Genomic DNA, 14,062 nt, shown 5'->3' on the forward strand with positions numbered 1-14,062 from the left:
CCCTTAGGCTGCCTGTGCAGCCTGTGCTTGACGTATTACGGTGGCCAGCCGCTTGAGGCCCTCGTCCAGACGCGCCGGATCGATATGGCTGAAATTCAACCGCAGATGTCCATGATTGCTGTCCGGATCGGCAAAGAACGGCTCACCGGGCATGAATGTCACGTCGTGCTCCAACGCCGACTTGAGCAAAGTGCGGGTATCCAGGGGCTGTTTCAAGCTCAACCAGAAAAACAATCCGCCCTCGGGCACCTGCCAATCCGCCAGATCGGCGAAATGGCTGAGCAGGGCGGCCTGGAAGCCATCCCGACGCTGGCGATAGAAGTCGCGCAATTGATCCAGATGCTGTTGAAACTTGTCACTGCCAATCCACTGCATGGCCTGCCACTGCCCCACCCGGTTGGTGTGCAGGTCAGCCGACTGCTTGAGCCGCAACAAGTGCGGGAACAGATCCGGACTGGCAATCAGATAGCCAACCCGCAGGCCCGGCAGCAAGGTTTTCGACACCGTGCCGGTGTAGATCCAGCTGGCTTTTTTCAAGCGGCTGACAATAGGCGTGGCGCTGCCGCCGTCGAACGTCAGCTCGCGATAGGGCTCATCCTCGATCAGGGTCACGTCGAACTCGTCCAGCAGAGCCGCCACCGCATCACGCTTGGCTTCGCTATAGCGCACCGCCGAAGGGTTCTGGAAGGTCGGAATCAGGTAGATGAACGCCGGGCGATGCCGCTCCAGGCGGGTGCGCAGCTGCGCCAGATCCGGGCCATCGGCCTCCAGCGGCACGGTCAGGCAGTCGGCACCGAACAGCTGGAAAATCTGCAGGGCAGCCAGGTAGGTCGGCGCTTCCAGCATGATCTCGGTGCCCTTGTCGATGTACAGCTTGGCCGCCAGATCGAGGGTCTGCTGGGAACCACTGACCACCAGCACCTGGCTCGCGTCACAGGGCACGCCTAGCTTGCGCGCCTCCAACGCCAAGGCTTCACGCAGTTGCGGTTCGCCTTCGCTCATGCCGTATTGGCCCATGGTCAGCGGCATGTCCTGCCATTGCACCTTGGGCAGCATCACTTCGGCCGGCAGCCCTCCAGCGAACGACATCACTTCCGGGCGCTGGGCCGCAGCAAGGATTTCACGGATCAGGGAGCTTTTGAGACGCGATACACGTTCGGAGAAGGCCATGGAGATCACCGCTAGCGAAGGCTGAAGGAAATACGTCAAACTGCTTGACCGAAATTACGCTGCCCCTTGCGGATACGTCAATATGCTTGACCTTAAAAACCAGACTTCGCAACAAGCCGCCATGGAAGCCTTCTTCTTCGGCTATCAGGCCTTTACCGCCAAGGCCGACGAAATGCTCGAACGCCGGGGCCTGAGCCGGGTGCATCAGCGCATCGTATTTTTCATCGCCCGCTATCCCGGGCTCAGCGTCAAGGAGCTGCTCAACCTGCTGGGAGTGAGCAAGCAGGCGTTGAACACGCCGTTGCGTCAATTGATGGAAATGCACCTGGTGGACAGCGTGGCCCCGGACAGCGACAAACGTAAGCGCCTGCTGCAGTTGACCGCCGATGGCGCGCGCTTCGAGCAGTCCCTGCGCCGCGAACAGGTCAAGCTGCTGCAACGCGCCTTCGCCGACGCCGGCGAAAGCGCGGTCAACGGCTGGCTGGCGGTGAACCAGGCGCTGGCCGGCAAACACAACGAAGACTGATTCCCCCCTCTCGGGCGCCACTCATTGGTGCACCTGCTGCCCCGCCGCCCCACGCCCTTGCACACCCAGGCAGAACCCGGCGGCGATATAGCCATGTTCGCGAATTCTTCGCACACAACCTCAAAAACATTATTTGCTTTCTTTGTATACAAAAGCATAATTCGCCCGACGAGTTCTTGACCCAAAGGTCAACAAAACCCGCGCGCCTTACCTGCCTCAAAGAGCCGCCGCCCACCCTGCGTGCCCGGCTCTGGAAATAACAATAAAACTCTTGAGGAGTACTCGCTGTGGAAAGCCGCAAATCCGAAGCCTCTACGCTCGACCTCTCGCCCGCGCTGAACAGCGGCTGGCTGGAGCGCATCTTCAAACTCAGGTTGCATGGCACCACAGTGAAGACCGAGCTGATTGCCGGTCTGACAACCTTCATCACCATGGCCTACATCATCTTCGTCAACCCCAACATCATGGCCGACGCCGGCATCGATCACGGCGCCGCCTTCGTCGCCACCTGCATCGCCGCGGCCCTGGGCTGCCTGTTGATGGGCCTGTATGCCAACTGGCCGGTGGGCCTGGCACCGGGCATGGGGCTCAATGCCTTCTTCACCTACACCGTGGTCGGCACCATGGGCTACAACTGGGAAACCGCCCTGGGTGCGGTGTTCATCTCCGGTGTGCTGTTCATGATCCTGACCCTGTCGCGGGTCCGTGAATGGCTGCTCAACAGCATTCCGGTGAGCTTGCGGTTTGCCATGGGCGCCGGGGTCGGGCTGTTTCTCGGCCTGATCGGCCTGAAGACCGCCGGCATCATCGTCGACAGCCCGGCCACCCTGATCAAGCTCGGCAACCTGCGTACCCCCGCCCCGTTGCTGGCGGCCATCTGCTTTCTGATGATCGCGGTGCTCAGCTACCACCGGGTATTCGGCGCGATCCTCATCAGCATCATCGCCGTGACCCTGGCCGGCTGGGGCCTGGATCTGGTGCACTACAACGGGATCATGTCCACCCCGCCGAGCCTGGCACCGACCTGGATGGCCATGGATATCGCCGGAGTGTTCAACGTCAGCATGATCAGCGTGGTCCTGGCCTTCCTCTTCGTGCACATGTTCGACACCGCCGGCACCCTGATGGGCGTGGCGCAGCGCGCCGGGCTGGTGAACGCCGACGGCAAGATCGAGAATCTTTCACGCGCACTCAAGGCGGACAGCGCCTCCAGCGTGTTTGGCGCCGTGGTCGGCGTACCGCCGGTCACCAGCTATGTGGAAAGTGCTGCCGGAGTCGCCGCCGGTGGTCGCACCGGGCTGACCGCGGTCACCGTGGGCGTGCTGTTCATTGCGGCAATGTTCTTTGCCCCGCTGGCCGGCATGATTCCGGCGTACGCCACCGCTGGCGCCTTGATCTATGTGGCGATGCTGATGATGGGCGGCATGGCCCACATCAACTGGGAAGAAGCCACCGACAGCATTCCGGCGATCGTCACCGCGATCATGATGCCTCTGACTTTTTCCGTCGCCGATGGTATCGCCCTGGGCTTCATCACCTACGTGGTGCTCAAGGCCGGTACCGGCAAGTACAAGGAAATCTCCATCAGCCTGTACGTGCTGTGCGCGATCTTCATTGCCAAGTTCATTTTCCTCTAGGCGGGTCTGCTCTAAACACGAGCCCCATTCCGTTGAATGGGGCTTTTTCGTTGCCGATGATCGGCAGCGGCTGCAGGCCCTGGGCCGCCATAGGGCCTCCCCTGCAGGCCAGGCGAAAAAAAGCCCGCAGTGTGAGCGGGCAAGGACCAAAGAAGCTATTTGCGCAGGATTCTTGGGGGAAAGTCCTAGCTTCCTCTGTAGGTCGAATAACTGTAAGGCGAGATCAGTAGCGGTACGTGATAGTGGTCCTGCTCGGCGCTGATGCCGAACCGCAGCACCACCACGTCGAGGAACGCCGGCTGCGGCAGTTGCACACCGCGGGCGCGGTAGTAGTCACCGGCATGAAAGTGCAGCTGATACACCCCGGAACGGTAGTCATCGCCCTGCAGCAGCGGCGCATCGCAACGACCATCGCTGTTGGTCAGGGTGCTGGCGACCCATTCCAGCTGCGCCCCTTCCACCCGATACAGCTCGACCTTGATAGCGCTGCCAGGGCAGCCATGTGCGGCATCCAAAACGTGTGTAGTCAAACGTCCCATTGATTCTGCGTGCCTGGCGCCTTCCAGCGTGCAGGCCTCGCGCCTCCCGGAGTCAGTAATTGAAGGAGACCGCAGCGTTCCGACCAATCAAAAGCTGCGGCGAGAGCAAGATTAAGACATTTTCCAAAAAAATTGTACACAATAATAATCGCAGATATTGCCGAGCATTCGGCCTCCCTTGAGCTTCGGTGAATTTGCCCGAACACCACAGCGGCAGAAGACTTGTCATTCATTAGCTGACCATCCAGGCAAGTTTTTTGCAGGTGGCAGCCATAGTGATGAAAGCGCAAAAATGCAAAAAATCAGGCTTACAAAGTGAAGACAAACTTGTATACAATCACCCCATCGCAGTGACGCCCACCTGGCTTTCCGGCTTCAGGTCACGCCACGCCACCGTTATCACGAACAAGAAGGAAGACTGCAGTGAGCGCTGACTACCCTCGCGACCTGATCGGTTACGGCCCCAACCCTCCTCATCCTCACTGGCCGGGCAATGCCCGCGTCGCCCTGTCCTTCGTGCTCAATTACGAAGAAGGTGGCGAGCGCAACATCCTTCACGGCGACAAGGAATCCGAAGCCTTTCTGTCGGAAATGGTTTCGGCGCAACCGCTGCAGGGCGAGCGCAACATGAGCATGGAATCGCTGTACGAGTATGGCAGTCGTGCCGGCGTCTGGAGGATCCTCAAGCTGTTCAAGGAATTCGACATCCCGCTGACCATCTTCGCCGTGGCCATGGCCGCCCAGCGCCATCCGGACGTGATCCGCGCCATGGTCCAGGCCGGCCACGAGATCTGCAGCCACGGCTACCGCTGGATCGACTATCAGTACATGGACGAGGCCGAGGAACGCGAGCACATGCTCGAGGCGATCCGCATCCTCACCGAAATCACCGGCGAACGCCCACTGGGCTGGTACACCGGCCGCACCGGCCCGAACACCCGGCGCCTGGTGATGGAGGAAGGCGGCTTCCTCTATGACTGCGACACCTATGACGACGACCTGCCCTACTGGGAACCCAACAACCCGACCGGCAAACCGCACCTGGTGATCCCTTACACCCTGGACACCAACGACATGCGCTTTACCCAGGTTCAGGGCTTCAACAAGGGCGATGACTTCTTCCAGTACCTGAAGGACGCCTTCGACGTGCTCTACGCCGAAGGTGCGGAAGCGCCGAAAATGCTTTCCATCGGCTTGCATTGCCGCCTGATCGGCCGCCCGGCGCGCCTGGCGTCGCTCAAGCGCTTCCTCGAGTACGTAAAGGGCCATGAGCAGGTATGGTTCAGCCGCCGGGTCGACATTGCCCGTCACTGGCAACAGACCCACCCTTACCAGGGAGCAGCCAAATGACTGCCTTCCAGAGCCTCAAGCCCTCGACCCTGAGCCGCGAAGACTTCGTCAAGGCCTTCGCCGATATCTACGAACACTCGCCATGGGTGGCCGAAAAGGCCTATGACCTGGGGCTCGACGCCTCCGTCGACCAGATCGAAACCTTGCATCAGCGCATGAGCGACATCCTCTTGAGCGCCGACCACGCCAGCCAGCTGGCACTGATCAACGCTCACCCGGACCTGGCAGGCAAGGCCGCCGTCCAGGGCCAGCTGACCGAAGCCAGCACCAACGAACAGGCCGGTGCCGGTATTCACCAATGCACAGCTGAAGAATTCCAGCGCTTCACCGAGTTGAACGATGCCTACAAGGCCAAGTTCAAGTTTCCCTTCATCATGGCGGTGAAGGGCAGCAACCGGCACCAGATCCTCGCCGCGTTCGAAACTCGCATCCACAACTCGGTGGACACCGAGTTCAAATGCGCGCTGGCGGAAATCAACAAGATCGCCCTGTTCCGCTTGCTGACCCTGTAGCGATTGCGCGCTTGGCCCGAGACAGCATCTGCATGCATTTCCCAGGGCCCTGCGAGCATCCTCAGCCACCGACTTCAAGGCAGACAAGAAGAATGAAAAACCACGCCGCAGCTTTCGAGAAGTTCGTCAACCTGGCCGATGCCCGGCTGGGAACCAAGATCATCTCGGTCACCGATGACTGGTTCGCTGACGCCAACCGCCTGTTCCAGCCGACTCCGGCGGTGTGGAAAGAAGGCGTATTCGATGACAACGGCAAGTGGATGGACGGCTGGGAGTCACGCCGCAAGCGCTTCGAAGGCTACGACAGTGCGGTGATCCGTCTAGGCGTGGCCGGCTCGATCAAGGGCGTGGACATCGACACCTCATTCTTCACCGGCAACTTCCCGCCCTCGGCCTCCCTGGAAGCCTGCTTCCTGGCCGCAGGCGAACCCGATGAAAACACCCAGTGGAGCGAAGTGCTGTCGGCGGTGGAACTGCAAGGCAACAGCCACCACTTCCACGAGATCCACCACGACCAGCCGTTCAGCCATCTGCGCTTCAACATCTACCCGGATGGCGGCGTAGCACGGCTGCGGGTCTATGGTATTCCGTACCGCGACTGGTCGGCCATCGGTGACGATGAACAAGTCGACCTGGCTGCCGCCCTCAATGGCGGTCGCGCCCTGGCCTGTTCCGATGAACACTTCGGGCGCATGGGCAACCTCCTCAATCCAGGCCGCGGCATCAACATGGGCGATGGCTGGGAAACCGCCCGGCGCCGTACTCCCGGCAATGATTGGGTGATCATCGCCCTGGGCCATGCCGGCGAAATCGAGAAAATCATCGTCGACACCCTGCACTTCAAGGGCAACTACCCGGACAGCTGCTCGATCCAGGGCGCCTTCGTCAAGGGTGGCACCGACAGCCAGATCGAGACCCAGAGCCTGTTCTGGCGTGAATTGCTGCCGAGCCAGAAGCTGGAAATGCACACTGAACATACCTTCGCCGAACAGATCAGGGCCCTGGGGGCTATTACCCACGTGCGCCTGAATGTGTTCCCGGACGGTGGCGTCAGCCGCCTGCGATTGCTGGGCAAGGTCAAAAAATAAAGGGTCATGCAAGGTGCGGGCGGCCAACTTGCCCACCGCATCAACAGACCAGACAACAACGAACTCGAGATAAGAAGAACAGCATGCGCACACTAGTGATTGAACCCCTGAGCAAAGAAGCCTTCGCCCCTTTCGGTGACGTAATCGAGACCGACGGCAGCGATCACTTCATGATCAACAACGGTTCGACCATGCGCTTCCACCGCCTGGCAACGGTCGAGACCGCCCAGCCGGAAGATCAGGCAATCATCAGCATCTTCCGCGCCGACGCGCTGGAAATGCCGCTGACGATCCGCATGCTGGAACGCCATCCGCTGGGCAGCCAAGCTTTCATCCCGCTGCTCGGCAACCCCTTTCTGATCGTGGTCGCGCCACTTGGCGATGAACCTGTATCGGGCTTGGTCCGTGCCTTTGTCAGTAATGGCAGGCAGGGCATTAATTACCATCGCGGCGTCTGGCACCACCCGGTGCTGACGATCGAAAAGCGGGATGACTTCCTGGTGGTTGATCGCAGTGGTACTGGCAATAACTGCGATGAGCATTTCTTCAAAGAGGATGAGCGTTTGGTCCTCGCCCCCCACCAATAAGAGAAGGTCTGATCACCCGACAACAAGGGTGACAGGCAAGAGGTAAAGACTGTGGAAGCACATCTGTTGGAATGGCTCAACCTGAGCGTGCGTTGGGTACATATGATCACTGGTGTGGCCTGGATCGGCGCATCGTTCTATTTCGTCTGGCTGGAGAACAACCTTAACCGCGTCAACCCCAAGGACGGCCTGTCCGGCGACCTCTGGGCGATTCACGGTGGTGGTATCTATCACCTGGAAAAATACAAACTGGCACCGCCCTCGATGCCGGAGAACCTGCACTGGTTCAAATGGGAAGCCTATTTCACCTGGATGTCGGGGATAGCCCTGCTGTGCCTGGTGTTCTACCTCAACCCGATGCTCTACCTGGTTGCCCCCGGCAGCGGCCTGACCGGCCCTGAAGGCGTAGCCATAGGGATTGGTGCGTTGATCGCCGGCTGGTTCATCTATGACTTCCTCTGCGATTCGCCACTGGGCAAGAAACCCGCCCTGCTCGGCTTCATCCTGTTCCTCCTGCTGATCGGCGCTGCCTACGGCTTCAGCAAGGTGTTCAGCGGCCGTGGCGCGTACCTGCACGTGGGCGCCATCATCGGCACCATCATGGTGGGCAACGTGTTCCGCATCATCATGCCGGCCCAGCGTGCGCTGGTAGCGGCGATCGCGGAAAACCGCACCCCGGACCCGACCCTGCCGGCCAAGGGCCTGCTGCGTTCGCGTCACAACAACTACTTCACCCTGCCCGTGCTGTTCATCATGATCAGCAACCACTTCCCGAGCACCTACGGCAGCCAGTACAACTGGTTGATCCTGGCCGGGATCGCGGTCCTGGCAGTGCTGGTGCGCCACTACTTCAACACCCGTCATGACAGCCACAAGTTCGCCTGGACCCTGCCCGTCGCGGCGCTGGGCATGATCTGCCTGGCCTACGTGACCGGCCCGACGCCAGCACCCAGCGCCCCGGAAGTGGCCAAGGCCCCTGCCCAGAGCCAGTTCCAGCCATTGCCGGAAACCGCCCAGGGTGGCAAACCGGCAGCCGCGTCCTCGGCAGAAGCTCCGGCCACGCCAGCCGCTGCGGCCAGCGCTCCGGCACAGGCTTCGAACGCTGGCCCGTCCTTCGACAAGGTGCACAACGTGATCCAGGAGCGTTGCGCGGTTTGCCACTCGGCCAAGCCCACCAGCCCCCTGTTCAGTGCTGCACCGGCCGGAGTGATGTTCGATACCCCTGAACAGATCCGCCTGCAAGCCGCGCGGATCCAGGCCCAGGCTGTCGCCAGCCAGATCATGCCGCTGGGCAACATCACCCAGATGACCCAGCAGGAACGTGAACTGATCGGTGCCTGGATTGCCCAGGGAGCCCAGACCCACTGATCAGCGCCGTTACCAGGCTGCTTCGCGAGCAAGCTCGCTCCTACAGAACCGGATTCAACTGTAGGGGCGGGCTTTCTTGCCCTCAGCCAGAAGATTTACCTGTTGCAGACACGTTGCGCGTAAAGACGCAGCGGTTAAATCACAAGAATAAAAAGATCCGAGGTGTTGCATGTCCGATTCATCCGAACAGCGCGTCCCCGATGCACCCGCCATTGCACGCTTGCCCTTCTTGCAACTGATCCTGGTCGGCCTGCAACACGTTCTGCTGATGTACGGCGGTGCAATTGCGGTACCGCTGATCATCGGACAGGCTGCTGGCCTGAGTCGTGAAGAAATCGCCTTCCTGATCAATGCCGACCTGCTGGTTGCCGGGATCGCCACCATCGTCCAGTCAATGGGCATCGGCCCCATGGGCATTCGCATGCCCGTGATGATGGGGGCCAGCTTCGCCGCCGTGGGCAGCATGGTGGCCATGGCCGGCATGCCCGGCATCGGCATGCAGGGGATTTTCGGCGCCACCATCGCCGCCGGTTTCTTCGGCATGCTGATTGCGCCGTTCATGTCCAAGGTGGTGCGCTTCTTCCCGCCCCTGGTCACCGGCACAGTCATCACCTCGATCGGTCTCTCGCTGTTTCCCGTGGCGGTGAACTGGGCTGGCGGCGGCAGCACGGCGGCTCAGTTCGGCTCGCCGATCTACCTGACCATCGCCGCCCTGGTGCTGGGCACCATCCTGTTGATCCACCGCTTCATGCGCGGTTTCTGGGTAAACATCTCGGTGCTGATCGGCATGGGGCTGGGCTACCTACTCTGCGGCCTGATCGGCATGGTCGACCTCAGCGGCATGGCCCAGGCGCCCTGGCTGCAAGTGGTCACGCCGCTGCACTTCGGCATGCCGCAGTTCCACCTGGCTCCGATCCTGTCCATGTGCCTGGTGGTGGTGATCATCTTCGTCGAGTCCACCGGGATGTTCCTCGCCCTGGGCAAGATCACCGGCCAGGAAGTCACCCCGCGCATGCTGCGGCGCGGCCTGCTGTGTGATGCCGGGGCATCGTTCTTCGCCGGTTTCCTCAATACCTTCACGCACTCCTCCTTCGCCCAGAACATCGGCCTGGTGCAGATGACCGGGGTGCGTTGCCGTTCCGTGACCATCGTCGCCGGCGGCCTGCTGATCGTCCTCAGCCTGCTGCCCAAGGCGGCGTTCCTGGTGGCCTCGATTCCGCCAGCGGTATTGGGTGGCGCGGCCATCGCCATGTTCGGCATGGTGGCTGCCACCGGGATCAAGATCCTCCAGGAAGCCGACATCGCCGACCGCCGCAATCAGTTGCTGGTGGCGGTGAGTATCGGCATGGGCCTGATTCCCGTGGTGCGCCCGGAATTCTTCGCCCACCTGCCGCTGTGGATGAGCCCCATTACCCACAGTGGCATCGCCATGGCGACCCTGAGTGCGCTGGTGTTGAACCTGCTGTTCAACATCCTAGGTGGCAGCGAGCGCGCGGCCAGCAACGCACACCACGCTCATCAACACTGAGCCATCCCCGGGGCGCCGGTTCGGCGCCCTGGTCTTGTTCCACCGTACACGCTTGAGCGCAACCCTCGTCCGCCAAGGACCGAGCGCTGCCCCGCTAGACGCTGCGCCTTGAAAATAACAACAAACAGGGAGCACCCCCATGCAGCCTGCCCAGGTACTCCTGGCGGTGGCCGCTCGACGGCCATTGGCGCCACGCAATCCCGCTGACTGCCGCCAGTCGATCCCCCTGCGTTGCCCCTCATTGCGGACGCCTGCCTGAGATGGCCGGCTTGTACGCCCCAAAGTGGTTGCAAGTGCGCCGTAGCGGAGCACTTGAGCCCTGCCGTGAGAGCCAGTATTCTCCGCGGCCGCGCACATCGGGCCTAAAAAAAAGCCCGGATGAAAAACCTGACCCGAGGGCCAATTTATCCCGGCCTGACCAGGTAACAAAGCGCTCGAAAACATCGCGAAAAACACTCTCGCCTGGCGGCATCGATACCGCCGGACGGGAGTTTTTTTGCTTTTTTTCGGCCTTGGCTCAGCTCTTGCTATCAGCAACAAAGCTGACCGATCGGATGGTTTTTTACAGCCAGGAAAAAAGGCGCCACACCAGAGCGCCAAGCCAAAAAAAACGTGGAATCACCTACTTTGGGAGCAACCGAATGAAACCGATGTGCAAGAGCCTGATGTTGGCCGCCAGTTTGCTGGCCGGGGGGCAGGCCGTGGCTGGCGACCTGTTGCAGTGGCAGAACAACAGCCTGACTTACTTGTATGGCAAGAACTTCGAAGTCAATCCGCAGATTCAGCAGACCGTCACTTTCGAACATGCCGACGCCTGGAAGTACGGGGATAACTTCTTCTTCATCGACCGCATCTTCTATAACGGCAAGGAAGACGGCAACGTCGGCCCGGACACCTATTACGGCGAGTTCACGCCACGCTTGTCGTTCGGCAAGATCTTCGACCAGAAACTTGAATTCGGCCCAATCAAGGACGTGCTCCTGGCATTCACCTACGAGTTCGGCGAAGGCGACAACGAGTCCTACCTGATCGGCCCGGGCTTCGACCTGGCAGTGCCCGGCTTCGACTACTTCCAGCTGAACTTCTACCAGCGCCACACCGAGGGCAGCCGCCCGGGCGACAACGTCTGGCAAATCACCCCGGTGTGGTCCTACACCCTTCCCGTGGGCCGCTCGGACATCCTGATCGACGGTTACATGGACTGGGTGGTGGACAACGACCAGAACGCCAAAGGCACCTACCACGCCAACCTGCACTTCAACCCGCAGATCAAGTACGACCTGGGCAAGGCCCTGAACTGGGGCGCCAAGCAGTTGTACGTCGGTTTCGAGTACGACTACTGGAAGAACAAGTACGGTATCGAGGATTCGCGCAACTTCGAGACCAACCAGGACACCGCCAGCCTGCTGGTCAAGTACCACTTCTGATGGTTGCCTGATGCCGCCAGCGCCCCTCCTTGACGGGGCACTGGCGGCATTCGCCCTCAGCCAACGCGCGAACCGGAATCGCGCCAGAATGCCGGATCGGCACTCTTGAGCCGCTCCACCGCGTTGTGAATGTGGCTCAGCGCCGCTTGCCGCGCCCCTTCGATATCCCGCGCCGCAATCGCCGCGTAGACCGCCAGATGCTCGGCACGCACCGACCCCGCCAGATCCTTGCGCCGTTCCTCATTGGAACGGGTAATACGGATCGCTTCCTTGATGAATTGCGCAATGAATTCATGCAGGGAGGGATACAGCGGATTGCCGGTGGCCTGGGAAATCGACAGATGAAACGCCAGGTCCTGTTCGACACCGTCCTGCCCCGCCAGCTCGGCGCTATCGATGGCCAGCAACGCCTGGTGGATCGCCTGCAACTGCTGGGGGGTATGACGTTGCGCCGCCAGCGCCGCCGCCTCGCCTTCGATGCCGCGGCGCAATTCGGTGACCCTGAGCACCGCCTCGATCGAGCCACGCACATCCAGATCGATGGTGAATGCCTTGATATGCGCGCCCTCGCACACCACGGTGCCGCTGCCCTGACGCACCTCTACCAGCCCCGCTGACTTCAAGCGCGAAATCGCCTCGCGGATGACCGTGCGGCTAACACCAAAGCGCTCGCAAAGGACGGGTTCGGTGGGCAGGCGCGCTCCCGGCAGAACCTCACCATTGGCGATATGCGCCTTGAGTGCTGCGGTGACCTGATCCGCCAGCGTGCCCTTGGCCGAATCCTTGAGCGTCGCCAGGGAATCGACGGCAGGGGAAGAATAATCAGGCATGGACATGAGCATCTCGATAATCAAATGGGCTAACGGTACTGCATTTCAGGCACGCCGTCCTGCCCGGCGCCCAGTCGTTGAATTCGTATGATGTATTATGTTATCTAAGCCCTGTCAGCAAGTCCGATAAAAACAACATCACCCCCAATACAAGAAACAAGGATGGGTAAAGACATGCCTGAATCACTGTCACAAACCGCCGCTCCCCCTGCCACCGCCTCATTCGAGGACCTGGCCTACCGCAAAGTCGCCTGGCGCATCCTGCCGCTGCTGTTGCTGTGCTACCTGGTGGCCTATCTGGACCGGGTCAACGTCGGCTTCGCCAAGTTGCAGATGTCCGAAGACCTGCAGTTTTCCGAAGCGGTCTATGGCCTGGGCGCCGGGATCTTCTTCATTGCCTATTTCCTGGTGGAAATTCCCAGCAACCTGATCCTGCATCGGGTCGGTGCGCGCCTGTGGATCGCGCGCATCATGATCAGCTGGGGCATCATTTCCTCGTGCATGGCCTTCGTCAGCACCCCCACCTCCTTCTATGTCATGCGTTTTTTGCTGGGCATCGCCGAGGCCGGGTTCTATCCCGGGGTCATCCTCTACCTGTCGTACTGGTTCCCCTCCAACCGTCGCGGCAAGATGTACGCGCTGTTCGCCACCGCCGTACCGTTGTCGGGCTTGATTGGCGCGCCGCTGTCCGGCTGGATCATGAGCGCCCTCAATGGCCATCAGGGTTTTGCCGGCTGGCAATGGATGTTCTTTCTCGAAGGTTTGCCTTCGATTCTGGTGGGCGGCCTGGTGATCTACTGCCTCAGCGACCGGATCGCCGACGCCGGCTGGCTGACCCGCGAACAGAAGAGCCTGCTGCAGGCGAGGATCGAAGCCGAGACCGATGGCCACCAGGTTCACAGCGTCCGACAGGTATTCGGCCAGCCGCGGATCTGGCTGCTGACCGCCATCTATTTCTGCATGATCGCCGGCTTCTACACCGTCGGTTTCTGGCTGCCCTCGCTGATTCGCCAGGCCGGGGTCAACGACGTGTTCCAGGTCGGCCTGCTCACCGCAATTCCCTACGCCGCGGCGGCGCTGACCATGGTGCTGATCTCCCGTAGCGCCGATCGGTTGCGCGAACGCCGCTGGCACCTGGCGCTGACCGCCGTTCTGGGCGGGGTCGGGCTGATGATTTCTGCCACCTGGAGCGACCACTTCACGGTATCGATGATCGGCCTGACCCTGGGCGCCATGGGTGCCTTCAGCACCCTGCCGCTGTTCTGGAGCCTACCCACCGCCTTTCTCGGCGGTACTGCGGCGGCGGCCGGGATTGCCCTGATCAACTCCTGGGGCAACCTCGCCGGTTTCGTTTCGCCCTACCTGATGGGTTTTCTCAAGGACCTGACCCAGAGCACCACGATCGGCATGTACGTGATGGCCAGTGCCCTGTTCGTCGGTGCCCTGCTGGTCTTCAAGATCCCCGCAAAACTGGTCAATCGCTGATAGTTGGAGTCACTC

At 61.0% G+C, this 14,062-nt stretch carries 13 protein-coding genes; 10 read left to right on the forward strand and 3 right to left on the reverse strand.

Annotation, left to right across the window (positions count from 1 at the left end; translation table 11 throughout):
- Positions 1-3: 3 nt before the first annotated feature.
- Positions 4-1,170, reverse strand: a complete 1,167-nt coding sequence (locus LXM55_RS09385) for an aminotransferase-like domain-containing protein (RefSeq protein ID WP_233320136.1) — start codon at positions 1,168-1,170, stop codon at positions 4-6.
- 82 nt (positions 1,171-1,252) lie between these two features.
- Between LXM55_RS09385 and LXM55_RS09390 the strand changes: the two genes are divergently transcribed.
- Together LXM55_RS09390 and LXM55_RS09395 are read left to right on the forward strand one after the other, a co-directional pair.
- Positions 1,253-1,696 (forward strand): MarR family transcriptional regulator, encoded by a 444-nt coding sequence (locus LXM55_RS09390; protein ID WP_233320137.1) that lies wholly within the window; start codon positions 1,253-1,255, stop codon positions 1,694-1,696.
- A gap of 287 nt (positions 1,697-1,983) precedes the next feature.
- Positions 1,984-3,333 (forward strand): NCS2 family permease, encoded by a 1,350-nt coding sequence (locus LXM55_RS09395; protein ID WP_233320138.1) that lies wholly within the window; start codon positions 1,984-1,986, stop codon positions 3,331-3,333.
- A gap of 185 nt (positions 3,334-3,518) precedes the next feature.
- On the opposite strand, the gene uraH is transcribed toward LXM55_RS09395, so the two are convergent.
- A complete protein-coding gene (gene uraH, locus LXM55_RS09400; RefSeq protein WP_233320139.1) occupies positions 3,519-3,872 on the reverse strand; it encodes a hydroxyisourate hydrolase in 354 nt (117 codons plus the stop codon).
- Positions 3,873-4,295: 423 nt separating this feature from the next.
- On the opposite strand from uraH, the gene puuE reads away from it, so the two are divergent.
- The 7 genes from puuE to LXM55_RS09435 all read left to right on the forward strand — a co-directional run bounded on the left by puuE (position 4,296) and on the right by LXM55_RS09435 (position 11,732).
- Positions 4,296-5,222 (forward strand): allantoinase PuuE, encoded by a 927-nt coding sequence (puuE, locus tag LXM55_RS09405; protein ID WP_233320140.1) that lies wholly within the window; start codon positions 4,296-4,298, stop codon positions 5,220-5,222.
- Positions 5,219-5,734: a 2-oxo-4-hydroxy-4-carboxy-5-ureidoimidazoline decarboxylase gene (uraD, locus tag LXM55_RS09410; protein WP_233320141.1), complete on the forward strand. Its 516-nt coding sequence runs from the start codon at positions 5,219-5,221 to the stop codon at positions 5,732-5,734. Before puuE ends, uraD begins: the two co-directional genes overlap by 4 nt.
- Positions 5,735-5,826: 92 nt before the next feature.
- A complete protein-coding gene (gene alc / locus LXM55_RS09415) occupies positions 5,827-6,822 on the forward strand; it encodes an allantoicase (RefSeq protein ID WP_233320142.1) in 996 nt (331 codons plus the stop codon).
- Between the two features lie 83 nt (positions 6,823-6,905).
- Complete coding sequence (locus LXM55_RS09420; RefSeq protein ID WP_233320143.1) at positions 6,906-7,409, forward strand: ureidoglycolate lyase; 504 nt, start codon at positions 6,906-6,908, stop codon at positions 7,407-7,409.
- A gap of 51 nt (positions 7,410-7,460) precedes the next feature.
- Complete coding sequence (locus LXM55_RS09425; protein ID WP_233320144.1) at positions 7,461-8,777, forward strand: urate hydroxylase PuuD; 1,317 nt, start codon at positions 7,461-7,463, stop codon at positions 8,775-8,777.
- A gap of 169 nt (positions 8,778-8,946) precedes the next feature.
- Positions 8,947-10,305 (forward strand): nucleobase:cation symporter-2 family protein, encoded by a 1,359-nt coding sequence (locus tag LXM55_RS09430; RefSeq protein WP_233320145.1) that lies wholly within the window; start codon positions 8,947-8,949, stop codon positions 10,303-10,305.
- A gap of 641 nt (positions 10,306-10,946) precedes the next feature.
- Complete coding sequence (locus tag LXM55_RS09435; protein WP_233320146.1) at positions 10,947-11,732, forward strand: outer membrane protein OmpK; 786 nt, start codon at positions 10,947-10,949, stop codon at positions 11,730-11,732.
- A gap of 56 nt (positions 11,733-11,788) precedes the next feature.
- On the opposite strand, the gene LXM55_RS09440 is transcribed toward LXM55_RS09435, so the two are convergent.
- Positions 11,789-12,574, reverse strand: a complete 786-nt coding sequence (locus LXM55_RS09440) for a FadR/GntR family transcriptional regulator (RefSeq protein WP_325169894.1) — start codon at positions 12,572-12,574, stop codon at positions 11,789-11,791.
- A 162-nt stretch (positions 12,575-12,736) separates the two neighbouring features.
- On the opposite strand from LXM55_RS09440, the gene LXM55_RS09445 reads away from it, so the two are divergent.
- The gene (locus LXM55_RS09445; protein WP_233320148.1) at positions 12,737-14,047 is read left to right on the forward strand and encodes an MFS transporter; all 1,311 of its coding nucleotides are present in this window, start codon (positions 12,737-12,739) and stop codon (positions 14,045-14,047) included.
- Positions 14,048-14,062 lie beyond the last annotated feature (15 nt).

The organism is Pseudomonas sp. Au-Pse12, assembly GCF_021341665.1.
Taxonomy (GTDB): domain Bacteria; phylum Pseudomonadota; class Gammaproteobacteria; order Pseudomonadales; family Pseudomonadaceae; genus Aquipseudomonas.

Coding starts and splice junctions, on each gene's coding strand:
- LXM55_RS09435 (WP_233320146.1), top strand. CDS start 10,947: ATGAAACCGATGTGCAAGAGCCTGATGTTGGCCGCCAGTTTGCTGGCC.
- LXM55_RS09420 (WP_233320143.1), top strand. CDS start 6,906: ATGCGCACACTAGTGATTGAACCCCTGAGCAAAGAAGCCTTCGCCCCT.
- LXM55_RS09390 (WP_233320137.1), top strand. CDS start 1,253: ATGCTTGACCTTAAAAACCAGACTTCGCAACAAGCCGCCATGGAAGCC.
- uraH (WP_233320139.1), bottom strand. CDS start 3,872: ATGGGACGTTTGACTACACACGTTTTGGATGCCGCACATGGCTGCCCT.
- alc (WP_233320142.1), top strand. CDS start 5,827: ATGAAAAACCACGCCGCAGCTTTCGAGAAGTTCGTCAACCTGGCCGAT.
- LXM55_RS09385 (WP_233320136.1), bottom strand. CDS start 1,170: ATGGCCTTCTCCGAACGTGTATCGCGTCTCAAAAGCTCCCTGATCCGT.
- uraD (WP_233320141.1), top strand. CDS start 5,219: ATGACTGCCTTCCAGAGCCTCAAGCCCTCGACCCTGAGCCGCGAAGAC.
- LXM55_RS09440 (WP_325169894.1), bottom strand. CDS start 12,574: ATGCTCATGTCCATGCCTGATTATTCTTCCCCTGCCGTCGATTCCCTG.
- LXM55_RS09445 (WP_233320148.1), top strand. CDS start 12,737: ATGCCTGAATCACTGTCACAAACCGCCGCTCCCCCTGCCACCGCCTCA.
- LXM55_RS09430 (WP_233320145.1), top strand. CDS start 8,947: ATGTCCGATTCATCCGAACAGCGCGTCCCCGATGCACCCGCCATTGCA.